5 protein-coding genes are annotated in these 12787 nt (G+C 71.5%); 4 read left to right on the forward strand and 1 reads right to left on the reverse strand.

Translation table 11 applies throughout. From position 1 onward, the window contains the following. Positions 1-118: 118 nt before the first annotated feature. From TK50_RS07665 to TK50_RS07675, 3 genes are all read left to right on the forward strand, one after another. A complete protein-coding gene (locus TK50_RS07665; protein ID WP_043964058.1) occupies positions 119-2794 on the forward strand; it encodes a DEAD/DEAH box helicase in 2676 nt (891 codons plus the stop codon). Positions 2795-2985: 191 nt separating this feature from the next. Further along, positions 2986-3366, forward strand: a complete 381-nt coding sequence (locus TK50_RS07670) for a hypothetical protein (RefSeq protein ID WP_043962096.1) — start codon at positions 2986-2988, stop codon at positions 3364-3366. Further along, positions 3366-6983 (forward strand): caspase, EACC1-associated type, encoded by a 3618-nt coding sequence (locus TK50_RS07675; protein ID WP_043962097.1) that lies wholly within the window; start codon positions 3366-3368, stop codon positions 6981-6983. The genes TK50_RS07670 and TK50_RS07675 overlap by 1 nt, the downstream gene beginning before the upstream one ends. 74 nt (positions 6984-7057) lie before the next feature. Here the strand turns inward: TK50_RS07675 and TK50_RS07680 are convergent, their stop codons facing one another. Next, positions 7058-11152: an alpha/beta hydrolase gene (locus TK50_RS07680; protein ID WP_043962099.1), complete on the reverse strand. Its 4095-nt coding sequence runs from the start codon at positions 11150-11152 to the stop codon at positions 7058-7060. A 792-nt stretch (positions 11153-11944) separates the two neighbouring features. Between TK50_RS07680 and TK50_RS07685 the strand changes: the two genes are divergently transcribed. Then, the gene (locus tag TK50_RS07685) at positions 11945-12757 is read left to right on the forward strand and encodes a helix-turn-helix domain-containing protein (protein ID WP_052503652.1); all 813 of its coding nucleotides are present in this window, start codon (positions 11945-11947) and stop codon (positions 12755-12757) included. Positions 12758-12787 lie beyond the last annotated feature (30 nt).

A 12787-nucleotide genomic window follows, 5' to 3' on the forward strand; every position in this document is an offset into this window, starting at 1 on the left:
CTCGGCAGATGCCACAGACGCCGTGCGTCAGCTTCCCGACAGCGGTCCTCGGAGAGCCCGTTCGGGTAAGGGGTGCACTACGATACCGTCCCTAAACCCCTCGATATCTGCGGTGAGCATGAACAAGACGGAGCGCGAAGAGATTCGTCGCCTCACGGCCGACTTCAGGCAGTGGAGTCACCGTGCCGAGGAAGTACAGAACTGGCATCGGGCTGTGCAGGACGCGGCCAGCAACGATGAGCGATCGTTGCAGGCGCGCAGCGTCATGGTGGGTCGGGCTGGTCAGGCGGCCTGGCAGGTGCTCGCACTCCGGGCGAGTGACGCGGGTGTGGTCGGGCGGCTCTGGGCACGCGCCACACTCCCCGTGCCGACGAGCGGCGAACAGGCGTTGCTGCGCGTCCTCGCCACGGACATCCCCCGCCTCATCGCCGAGGTCGCCCCCGCGCTCGGCATGCGTCGCTTCTTCACCGGGGCGGAGAGGAAGCACGCGGCGGAGCAGGCGGGCATGCTTCTGCGCCGTCACCACGAGGCGGTCCTCCGGGGCCATGGACCCCGTCGGCTGGAACGGCTCGGTGCCTTCACCGCATCCGTCGACCCACGCCGGCTCGGTTTCCCGGCGCTGCTCGATCCCGCCCTGCGCTTCGGCCTCGTCTCCGGACACCGCGGCCCGGCACCCGAGCTCCTGGATCGGTCGGTCATCAGCGGCCTGCCGGAGGCGCTGGATGCCATCACCAAGGTCGTCGCAGGTGAGGCCGCATACCGGTCGGCGGCACAGGCGGCAGGCGAGAAGGTCAGACGCGCCGAGGTGCAACGGGTTCTTCAGGAAATGCCCACGGAGGCGTTGAAGACAGCTACCCGTGATCGTCTCCGACTGGGTGCGCTCACCGAGGCGGGGATCAGCACTGTGCAGGAGGTGCTGAGCCACGGCCGGTCGCTTCAGGCATTGCCGGGCGTGGGGGAGACGTCCGCGCGGCGGATGCTCGGGGCGGCGCAGGCCCTCTGGCAGACGACGTACGAAGAGATGCCGGTCCGCATCGACATCAACCGCCGCCGTCCGGAAACCACCGAGTTGCTGCGCCGCCTCGCCGACTGGGACGCGTGTCGCCAGACCCGGGGAGCCGCTGCGGACCTCGAACGGGCTGCCGAACTCGCGCCACTGCGGGCAGCGCTCGGCAGCGAAACCACCCACCTGCTCGTCGTCCCGATCAGGCAGCTTGCCGTCGCAGGGCTGACAGAGAGCATCCAGACCGTCAAGCGGCGAGCCGAGTTGCTTGGCATGTCTTCCGCATCCGGCCGCACGAGCGTCGGCGCGGACCCGTGGGAAGACTTCCTCGCCCGGCCCGCCGACTACTTCGCCATGCTCGCCGAGTTGGGGTTCGTCACCGAGGACGAGAACGCGGTGCACGGTGATCTTCCTGAAGAGATCATCCAGGCGGTGCGCGACCAGGCGCTCAACGGTGAGCATCTGACGGCGTCGCTGCGCGGGTACCAGAGCTTCGCTGCCCGCTTCGCCCTCGTGCAGCGCAAGGTCATCATCGGGGACGAGATGGGCCTCGGTAAGACCGTCGAGGCGATCGCGGTGCTGGCACACCTGAAAAGCAGGGGCAAGACGCACTTCCTGGTGATCTGTCCGGCCGCTGTGGTGACCAACTGGATGCGCGAGGTCTCCCACAAGTCGAAGCTGAAGGTATGCCGGGTCCACGGGCCGGAACGCGACCGCGCGGCTCGCACGTGGATGCGCGACGGCGGTGTCGCCGTCACGACCTACGAGACACTGGCCTGGTGGGAGCCTGCGCTGGGGGAACTCCGCGACCTGGCGTGCGTCGTCGTCGACGAGGCCCACTACATCAAGAACCCGCAGGCACAGCGGACGAGGCGGACGAGGCGACTCGTGACGCGCGCGGACAGGGCGATTCTGCTCACCGGCACGCCGCTGGAGAACAAGGTCGACGAGTTCCGCAACCTGGCCTCCTACGTACGACCGGATCTCACCGTCGACGCCACCGACCTGTCGCCTCGGACGTTTCGCCGGCAGATCGCTCCGGCGTACCTGAGACGGAACCAGGAGGACGTGCTGACCGAACTCCCGGAGCTCATCGAGGTCGAGGAGTGGCTTCCCCTGTCGGCGGCTGACAGTTCGCGGTATCGCGGTGCGGTCGAGCGCGGCAACTTCATGGAGATGCGCCAGGCGGCGATGCTCCAGGGAGCCCAGTCCACAAAACTGCAGCGCCTTATCGAGATCGTCCGCGAGGCGGAGGAGAACGAGCGTCGGGTCATCGTGTTCTCCCACTTCAGGGAGGTGCTCAGTCTGGTCGCCCGGTCGTTGCCCGGCCCGGTCTTCGGGCCACTCACCGGGTCGGTGCCAGCCGCGCAGCGCCAGCAGATGGTCGACCAGTTCTCGGCCGCCAGGCACGGTGCCGTCCTGGTGGCCCAGATCGTTGCCGGCGGTGTCGGGCTCAACATCCAGTCGGCATCCGTCGTCGTCATCTGCGAACCTCAGCTCAAGCCCACCACCGAGGCACAGGCCATCGCCCGTGCGCACCGGATGGGGCAGGTGCAGTCGGTGCAGGTCCACCGGCTGCTCACCGAGGACAGCGTCGACGAGCGGATCACCGAACTCCTGGCCGGGAAGAAGCGGATCTTCAACGACTTCGCCCGGGTCAGCGACATGGCCGATTCCAGCCCGGAGGCGGTGGACCTGTCAGAGGCTGAACTCGTCCGAGCGGTGGTGGCAGCCGAACGGCAGCGCCTCTTCGAACGGGGCTCCGCTGCCCAAAGCGACGCGGCCGACTGACTGCGGGCTATACCTGGTCGGGCACCAGGACGGCTGCGTCGGCGTGGGCCAAGAGGCAGCGGCTGCGGCGCTCGGCCATCCAACAGAACTGACTGGTCGGTAGTGGACGTTTGATCGGCAAACCGACAGACAGGATCCCGACGCGGCCCTTCTTCCGTAGGTTGATCGGCACCGCTCAGCCAGGAGGTTGGATGTCCCACGTCCGCATCCGGATCGACTTCACCCCGCTCACCGACGACGACGAGTTCGTCCTCGGCGAGCTGACCGACGAACTGGCGGACGACCTCCGCGAGATCGGGGAGGTGGAGCGCGTCGAGCAGCCCGTGACAGACCCGCACACCAAGGGCGTCGCGGAGCTGGCGCTCGGCGTGGTGACCGTGCTGGCGGGCGCGGATCCCGGCTACGTGCAGGCGCTGGTCGACGTGGTCCTGGCGTTCCTCCAACGCCACACCGGCCGCCGGGTGCACCTGCGGGTCGGCGACATCGAGCTGACCATCGACCGGCCGACCCACCGGCAGACCGACGAGCTGGTCGCCACGGTGCGGGCGGCGATCGAGCGGGCGCGCCCCTGATGGGTCGGCACGCCCTGCTGCTCGGCACGGCCACCTGCCACGCCGACCGCGAGCTCGCGCCGCTGCCCTCCGTGCGGCAGGACGTCGCGCAGCTCAAGGCACTGCTCGACGGTGCCGGCGAGTTCGACAGCGTACGCGCGGCACTGGATCTGCCGGCGGCGCATCTGCGTCAGGTCGTCGAGGAGTTCTACGGCGCGCGGCGCACGGGCGACCTGGCGCTGCTCTACTACTCCGGCCACGGGGTGCTGCACGGCGACGGGCAGTCGCTGTTCCTGGCGGCGACCGACACGGTCGGCGGGCAGCTGCACGCGACCGCGTTCGACACCGACGGCATGCTGCGCCACCTGCTCAACGACACCAAGGCCAGCCAGAAGGTCGTCCTGCTCGACTGCTGCTTTTCCGGCGCGTTCACGGCCCGCAACCGGTTCCGGGGCGGGGTGCGGGAGGAACCGCGGCGCCTCAAGCGCCAGCGTGGCACCTTCATCCTGACCTCCAGCACCCATCAGAAGGCGTCGAAGGCGCAGGGCCCGGACCGCCCGTCGGTCTTCACCGAGGTGCTCCTCGACGGTCTGCGGGGCGCAGCCGAAGGGCCGTCCGACGACGGGTGGATCACCACCAATGATCTTTCCCGGTACGTGCCGACCGAGATGGCCCGCCGCCGCCAGCACAAGACGGTCGAGTCGAGTGAGGGCGTCACCGAGCCGATCCGGCTGGCGACCGCGCCGGGGTCCGCCGCCGAGGCGACGCGCGCCGCCGCCGTCACGGCGAGCCCTGCCGACGAGGCGGCGTTCGACGCGGACCAGTGGCGTCGCCTGGTGACCTACTACGTCAACTGCATGCAGCGGTCGACCGTGCTGCAGTCGTTCATCGACCCCCGGGCGACCACCACGTACGTCGCGGCTCCACCCGGGTCCGAGGCCGTCTTCACCTCGGAGACGCCCGTCCGGCTGGGCGGTACGGCGGCCAGGCTCGCCGCGCGGGCCCGCGCCGACGGCAGGGAGCTGCAGTACGGCTATCCCGTCGTCGCCGTGCGGCCGGCCCGGCAGAAGGCGATCCAGCTAGCGCCGCTTCTGGTCTGCGATGTGACCATCGGCGCGGACGACGTCCTGCACGCGTCCTTCCCGCCTCGCCCCAGCGCCGCCCTCGTCGACCTGTTCCAGCTCTCCGAGGTGGAGGGCGACGAGCTGCTGCAACGCGTCGAGCAGGCGTTCGTGCCGGGCGACCCCGCCTCCCTCACCGCCACCGTCGACGTGCTGGTGAAGACGTTCGGGCTGAGCCCAATGACGGAGCTGGACCCGGCGTTGCTCGGCGGCACCATCCGGCCGGGGCCGGTGAACGGGGTGCAGAACGCCGCGATCCTCTACACCGTCGACGCGGCGGAGTCGCCGCAGCGGCAGCTCGCCGACGACCTGCGCGCCATGATCAAGAATCCGAAGCTCATCGAGGGGACGGCGCTGGGCGCGCTGGCGCTCCGCCCGGACGGGGCAGCGGCGAGCCCGGGTGGGCCCGGCTCGACGCCCGTGGTGACGGTGGCGATGAGCGCGACGAACGAGGCGCAGGAGGAGATCATCCGGGCGGCGATGTCGCAGCCGTTGACGGTGGCCCAGGGGCCACCGGGCACCGGCAAGAGCCAGCTCGTCACCGCACTGCTGGCGACCGCCACCGCCGCCGGCCAGAGCGTGCTGATCGGCTCCACCAGCAACCAAGCGGTCGACTCGGTGCTCGACCGGGTGACCGGCCTGATCGGCCCGGGCCTGCTGCTGCGTACGGGCAACAAGGAACACCGGATGCAGGAGCCGAAGCACCTCGCCGACATCCTGGCCGCCTACCCGTCGGCCGAGCGGGCCACCGCGCCGGACGACCGGACCCCGCTGCACGAGCTGCGGCTGCTGGCCGAGGAGGCCACCGGGCTCCGCGCGGCGCTGGACGAGCGGCGGCTGCTCGAACGCGACCTCGCCGACCTGGCCACCGAACGCGCCGCCGTCCCGGACCCGGACGCGGTCCCGCTGCCGGCCGACGACACGGCGCTGGCGCACCTCGTCCACCTGACCGACCGGGCGCTCGCCAGCCGGTGGTTCGGCTGGTGGTACCGGTGGCGGCTGCGGTCGTACCAGGTCGTCGACCGGGACGCCGTCGCGGCGCTCGCCGAGCGGGCGGTGCTTGAGTTGCGCTGGCGGGAACGCCTACGACGCCTCGGCGAGCTGCCCGACGCCGAAGCCTCCTGGCGGCGGCTTGTCGACCTGATCGGCACCGAACGGCCCGCCCGCAGCATCGACCTGCTGCGGGCGCAGATCGCCCGCCGGGTGGCCGCCGGGGCGCGGGTGCTCCAGGACCGGGCCGACGAGATGGCCAGGCCGCAGTCGGACAGCTGGTCCTACTTTCCGGAGCTGCTGCGGGTGCTGCCGGGCTGGGCGGTGACCGCGCTCTCGGCCCGCCGCCTGAAGAGGAGCCCCGCCCTGTACGACCTCGTCGTGATCGACGAGGCGGCGCAGTGCACCATTCCCGCGATCCTGCCGATGCTCTACCGGGCGAAGCGGGCACTGCTCATCGGCGATCCGCGCCAGCTCGCGCCCGTGGTGGACCTGCCCGAGTCCGACGACGTCGCCGAGCGGGCCCGTGCCGGCCTGAGCACCGGCTGGCTCACCGCGCGGCGGCTGACCTACACGGCCCACTCCGCGTACGACGCGTTCGCCGCCGCGGCGGCCACGACGCAGCTGCTCGACGAGCACTACCGGTGCCATCCGGACATCGTGGACGTGCCGAACCGGGAGGTCTACCAGGGCCGGCTCACCGTGCTGACCGATCCGGCCCGGCTGGCCGCTCCGGCCGAACCGGCGGTGCGCTGGCGCGACGTGCCCGGCAGGTTCAGCCCCGGTACGACCGGCTCCGGGTTCAACCCGGTCGAGGCCGAGGCGGTCGTCGCCGAGGTGGCGGGCCTGCGGGCGGCGTACCCCGATGCCTCGATCGGGGTGGTCACGCCGCTCGCCGCGCACCAGCGTCGCCTGGCGGCGGTCCTGCGCGCCGCCGGTCTCACCGAGAACCTGCTCTGCGCGACGATCCACAAGTTCCAGGGCAGCGAACGGGACATCATGGTCGTCTCGCCGGTCGGCGCGCACGGGGTCCCGGACCGCACCCGGGGCTGGCTGGCGCACCAGACCAACCTGTGGAACGTCGCCATCACCCGGGCCCGGTCCCAGCTCGTCGTGGTCGGCGACCGGTCGTGGTGGTCGGGCCAGCGGGGCCTGCTGACGGCCCTGGCGTTGGCCGGCGACGCCGCCGACACCCAGCCGGACGCCGGGAACGTGCCGGCGGACCGCCTGCACCGGGCCCTGCGGAACGCCGGGCTCACGGTGCGGCGGGACGTCCCCGTGGCGGGGCAGCCTGTCGACCTCGTGGTACGCCGCGAAGACGCCGAGCTGGCCGTCGTGGTCGACGACCCGGCCGGCGATCCGGACGGCAGGGTGCTGCGCAAGGTGCTCGCCCGGCTCGACATCACCGGAGGCTCCGGCCCGGTGCGTCGGGTGCCCGCGTGGCGCTGCCTGGCCGAGCCGGAGCGGGTGGCGGCGGAGTTGGCCGACGCCCTGCACCGGCCGGGGCCGACGCCCGACGGCGGGTAGGCCGCCGCGGCGGACGCCGCCGGAGGGGCCCCTGGTGCGGGACCCCTCCGGTCAGTGCGAGACGTGCCGGATCGTCACTTCTTGAGCAGTCGCACCTGCACGGTCTTGCTCGCGCGCTGCCCCGTCGCGTTGCCGAACGCGACCGTGACCGTCACGTCGAGCCGCCCCGCCTTCACCAACTGCTGCCGGTACGCGGGCGCGACCGTCACGGTCAGCGTGACCGTGCCCGCCTTGCCCACCTGCTTGGTCACCGCGACCACCTTGTCGCCGGTGAGCGTGAGCGTGCCGGCCGTGTTGACGGTGGCGGTGATCGTCGCCGTGCCCGCCTTGGCGTCGGTCGTCACCTTGCCGAGCTGCACCGTCGGCGGCGGCGTCACGGGGGCTACCGTGCCCACCACCGTCTTGGACAGCGTCGCCCGCCCGGACGAGTCGACGACCAGCGCCTGGAGCTTGACCTGCCGGCCGGCGTCCTTGGCGCTGGGCGTCCAGTCGAACAGGTACGGGGCGACGGTGCTGGTGCCGACCCTGGTGCCGTTGACGAGCAGGGTCGCCGACGCGATGGCGAAGTCGTCGGTGCCCCGGATCAGCGGGTGCACCGTCGTCCCGACCTGGAACACCGCGCCCTGCCCCGGGTCGGCGACCTGGGCCCACGGGGCGCGGTCGGCGACTCGGCCCACCCCGGTCGGCACCGCCTTCGGCGGCTTCGGCAGCCGCTTGGCGACGGTGACGGTGGCCGCGCCCGTGCTGTCGGGGCCGGAGACGGCCTCGACCCCGGTGCGCGGGTCCGCCGGGCTGCCCGCGAGCGGCGCGCGCTTGCCGAGGTAGCTGCCGGTCACCACGAACGGGGCTGCCTCGCGTACGCCCGTGTTGTCGGCGTTGGCGTTGTAGACCGCGAACCCGTTGCCGGTGATGATGTCGCCGGAGGCGGTGAGCGCCCCAACGCTGTCGGTGCCGGCGTCGGTCAGCAGGATGCCGTAGGACTTCTCCGGCGCGGGCGGGTGGTAGTTCCCGGTGATCCGGCTGTCGTTGACGAAGCCGGTTGCCCCGCTGGCGTACCGGATGCCGACCTGCGGGAACACGCTGCTCGACGCGCCCGCGACGACCGTGCCGGTCACGTAGCCGTGGTGGCGGATGCCGGTCCGGGCGGTGTTGTCCGGGCTGCCGTCCGTGCCCCGCGCGCCGTCGAACAGGATGCCGCCCGACTGGTAGCCGTTGACGACGCTGCCGGTGACGGTCACCTCGCTCTCGACGGTGGCGGCGCCCGCCCCCCGGATCACGCCGGTCTTGACGATGCCCCAGCCGTGCGGGTGCTCGGCCAACTCCTGCGCGGTGGTGGCGGCCCGCAGCGGGCCGACGACGCTGTTCGCGACGCGACCGGCCGCGCCGAAGAAGGCGATGCCCGCCTCGGCCCAGACGTCGCCGGAGGTGACGGTCACGCCGGAGATGTCGACGAACATCTCGTTGGTGTCGGTGGAGCCGAGCGACTGCCGCGACACGGTGATCACGTTGCCGCCGCCGTCGCGCAGGTAGGGCTGGTCGCCCGCGAGGGTGCCGAGCGACTGGTCCGGCTCGATGGTCACCTTGTCCGCGCCCGCGCCCTTGATCTTCAGGGGCTTGGTGATGGTGAGGCCGTTGCGCGCGCCGGCCTGCACGGGGTTGGACGCGTGGTTCACCGGCGTCGAGGACTCCTGGTAGACGCCCGCGCAGACCACGATCGTGTCCCACGGCGAGGCGTGGTCGACGGCCGCCTGGATCGAGGTGAACTGGGCGGTGGGGCACTGCTTCCCGTCGTCGTCGACGGTCCAGGTGGTGTTCCCGCGCGGGTTCGCGACCGGGTCGACCAGCGCCACCTTGCCGGGGGTGTTGTCGTACGCGGCGAGGTAGGTCGCCGGGTCCGGGCCGCCGAGGGCCGACTTGCCGTAGCCCGCGCCGTTGGCGTGGTTGCCGTCCGACAGCAGCCGCGCCCCGGCCGCGCTCTCCTGGAAGCGTACGTCGGCGAGCTGGATCGAGCCGGACTTCGGCATGTCGCCCGCCCCGAAGCGGAGTTCGAGCTTGGCCAGGGAGCCGACGTCGACGCCCTGCGCGGCGAACTCGCTCAGCGGCACGCGGATCTGGTCGAGGACGATGTGCGTGTTCGGCGTGTTCGTGCCGGTGGACATGTGCAGGGCGTTGCCCCAGCGCGGGTCACCGGCGTCGACGGTGGCCTCGTGCCCGGCCGTGTCGCTCAGCGCGATGACGAAGCGCTGCGTGGTCGACGCCGGGTCGTACGACGTGGGCAGTTCGTTGGGCCAGACCGGGCTGGTCGGGGTGCCGTTGACGGTGGTGTCGCGGGTGTTGTCGCCCCGGTTGTCGGCGCCCGGGTTGCGGGTGTCGAAGAAGTTGACGGCGGCGCTGAGGGCCAGCGCCTTGAGGCCCCGTACGTCCTTGGACGCGGCCGGGATCGCGGCGGTGAGGGTGGCGGTGGAGGTCGGCTCCCAGGCGAGGGTGAGCTGGCGGCCGTAGGAGTGGTTGATCGGGCTGTTCTCGCGGGTGGCGTTCTGCCCGCCGAGCGCGCCGGCCGCCGGCAGCGGGCAGGGCTTGGCGGCGGTCGGCAGCCCGGTCTTGCCGAGCTGGGCGGGCGCGAAGTCCTGGGGCTCCGGGTTGCACCAGTCGTAGCCGCCGGCCGTCGCCGCCGGCTTCGGTGTGACGCCGGCCGCCTGGGCGTACGGGTCGGCGAAGCCGCTGCCGGTCAGCGGGCCGCCGAGGGCGTTGAGGCCGAGGGGGTTCTCCACCTCGGGGCGGATCACGTCCACCCGCTCCTGCGGCGCGGCGAAGTAGCTGGTGTTGACCCGCTCGTTGCAGGGGATGGCCGTGCCGGACGGGCTGGTCGGGCAGGCCGTCGCCGGGACCTGCAGGCCGCTGTCGGTGTTGGCCAGCTCGCCGGTCAGGTAGGGCTGGAACGCGCCCTCGCCGCCGACGTAGCGGCGGAAGAAGGCGGCCATCGTGGCCAGGCCCAGCTTCTCCTGGTCGCCCATGCGGGCCGCGTCGCCCGAGAACTTGGTGTTCACGGCCGGGTTCAGCGGATCCGAGTTGTCGATCTTGTAGTTCAGGTCGGGGTCGGTGTAGCTGGCCGCGCCGCTGAGCCGCAGGTTGTTCGGGTGGATGTTGTTCGTCGCGAACGGGGCCGAGTTGCCGCAGGCCGCGTCGTTGTTGCCCTGGCCGTCCGCGCCGCCGTCGGCGTACCAGACGGTGTTGTACCAGTTGTGGATCGCGCCGAGGTGCTCGACCTGGATGCGGGGGAAGGGGTCGCCGGGGTTGACGTACTGGCTGCGCTCGAACAGCCGCGCGCCCTGGAGGTTGGACACGTCGCCGTCGCACATCGGCAGGATCGTCAGGTACGGCATGCCGTACGGGGCCTTGCGCTCGTAGTCGACCGGCGCGAGGGAGATGACGCCGCGCAGCGGGTAGCGCGGGCCGTCGGTGCGGATGCGGTTGTAGTCGATGAAGCTCGACACGGCGTCACCGCCGCGCGAGTGCCCCATCAGGCCGATGCGGGTGAGGTCGAGGTGACCGGAGAGCGTGGTGCCGACGGTCGTGTGCTCGTCGACGGGCAGGCCCTCGGCGCGGTTGGCGGCGCTGAGCGCGTCCAGGGTGGCGGCGATGAGCATGCGCCGGCTGTGCATGCCTTTGCCCTTGCTGCTGTCCTGCCGCATCATCAGCTGGTCCTGCGACACCGAGAACGTCGTGTAGCCCCAGGTGGCGAGGTTCTCCGCGAGGTAGGCGTAGCCGTTCTCGTTGTGCTTGAACTGGGCGCAGGTGAGCTGGGCGCTGTTCTGCCCGGAGTCGCACGAGCCGTGGTTGCCGTGCACCAGGACGATCAGCGGCGACGGGGTGGTGCGCTTGGCCCAGTCCGGTGTGTAGAGCTGGCCGCGGATCTCGACCTGCTCCGCCGCCTGGGCCGTCCCCGGCGTCGGGTCGGCCCCGGCGGAGTTGGGTTCCTGGATGCTGGCGAGGCCGAGCTTGGCCTCCTGGACGGCCTGGTAGCCGAACGGCCCGCGCGCCGTCGGGTCGGGCAGGCCCGCCGGTGCGGCGGGGGGCGGTGCGGCTGTGGTGGGGGACGCCGCGCCGGCCGGGGCGGCCAGCGCGGCCGGGGCCGTCAGCGAGACGACCACCGCGAGGAGAATGCGCATGCTCCTCGATGTTCGTACCTTCAAAGTGTCTCCCCGGAAAGGAGTGGAAATGTTCAACGATCGGGGACGCTAGCCAGCTCTCGTTTCTCCCGCGTTTCGTATGGCGTGCGTCTCGCGGCGCGCGGAAACCGCCTCTACCAGGGGATATGCGCCCCGGACGGGAAGCCGGCCGCAACTGTGGCGATTGGGACTCCGGGGTTCTTCGCGACTCATATCCGCGCCGGGAAACGGCGTGCCGAACGGCGCGCGCCGGGTCGACGCAATCTGCTGCGAATTGTCGACCCGCGAATGGAGAGCCGCACTTGAATGTATTGCTGCCCCTCGGTCGGCGCGGGGGCAGGCGGCGCGGGCGGCGGTGCGGGTCACTATCTACGCAACAGGGCCATCACGGGCAAGTAGTGCGCACTCCCGTGGACGTGGCCAAGGGGGCAGTGCGGCCAAGTCCATGACGATTGGGTGCAGGTGGCGGGGAATCGCCGGAGGGGGTGACCGCACAGTGATCCGAGCGATACTCAGCTATTGGTGTCCGGGTCCCCGAGCGGTAGCATCCACATTCGTGACAGTCACTGGACACGATTGTGTCCGTGCCGTCGCGAACGGGCTTTGGCCTATTCGGCCTAAAGTCTCGTACGCGGGATCCCTCGGTCCCGGCGACGGGCAGCCGTCGACCGATCGATCCACCCTGCTTCCGGCTCTCGGGAGAGCCGTGTGACCGGTGGCCGTTGTTCCATTTCGGTGCAGGTCCAGATGCGTGGAAACTATCATTCACGGCTGCGCCAGGACGAGGGAGAAATGGTTGCCATTCGGCAGGTCTCGGCAGATCAGAACAGCGAGCTGGCCGCCTGCGTCAAAGCCTGGCGGCACCGGCTGGTGCCCGACGACCGGCTCCTCGCCCGGCGCCGCCGAGCCCGTCGGTCGAACGTCACCCAGGAGGAGGTCGCGGAGATCGTCGGGGTGAGCGTCGTCTGGTACAGCAACCTCGAACGCGGGGTGCGGGCCAACTACTCGGAAGCCTTCCTCGACGCCGTCGCCGAGGCGCTGCGCCTCGACCGGCACGAGCGGGAGCTGCTGTATCTCCTGGCAGTCGGCCGGATGCCGCCGCCGTCGCCGGTCGGCGCGACCGCCGTCGTCCTCGGCCCCGCCCTGCGCCAGTTCGTCGAGGGGCAGCGCTGGGCGACCTACGTCCTCGACCGGTACGCGCGGGTGGTGCTGCACAACGAGGTGTGCGAGGCCTACTATCCCTGGCTGCGCAGCGATCCCAGCTATCCCCGCTGGCTGTTCACCGACGCCGACGCGCGCCGCCGGCTGGTCAACTGGGACACCGACTGGGCGGCGCCGATGCTCACCCAGATGCGTATCGCCCAGGCGCTGCACCCCCAGGACGCGGGGATCGCCGCCCTGGTCGACGCCTGCCTGGCGACCAACCCCGAGGCCCGCTGCCTGTGGAACGCCCACGCCGCGAACGGGTGCACCCTGCGGTCCCGGCGCGGCATCCGGCTCTCCAGCGACCACCGGACGACGCTGGTCGACGTCGTGACCCTCACCGATCCGAGCGCGAGTGAGCTGCAGATCGTCTCGCTGATTCCGGTGGCCGACCCGGCGTAGCCGCCTTTCACCCCCCGCTTCCCCTCCGGC

Origin of the sequence: Micromonospora haikouensis, assembly GCF_000876225.1 — a bacterium.
In the GTDB taxonomy this organism is placed as follows: domain Bacteria; phylum Actinomycetota; class Actinomycetes; order Mycobacteriales; family Micromonosporaceae; genus Micromonospora; species Micromonospora haikouensis.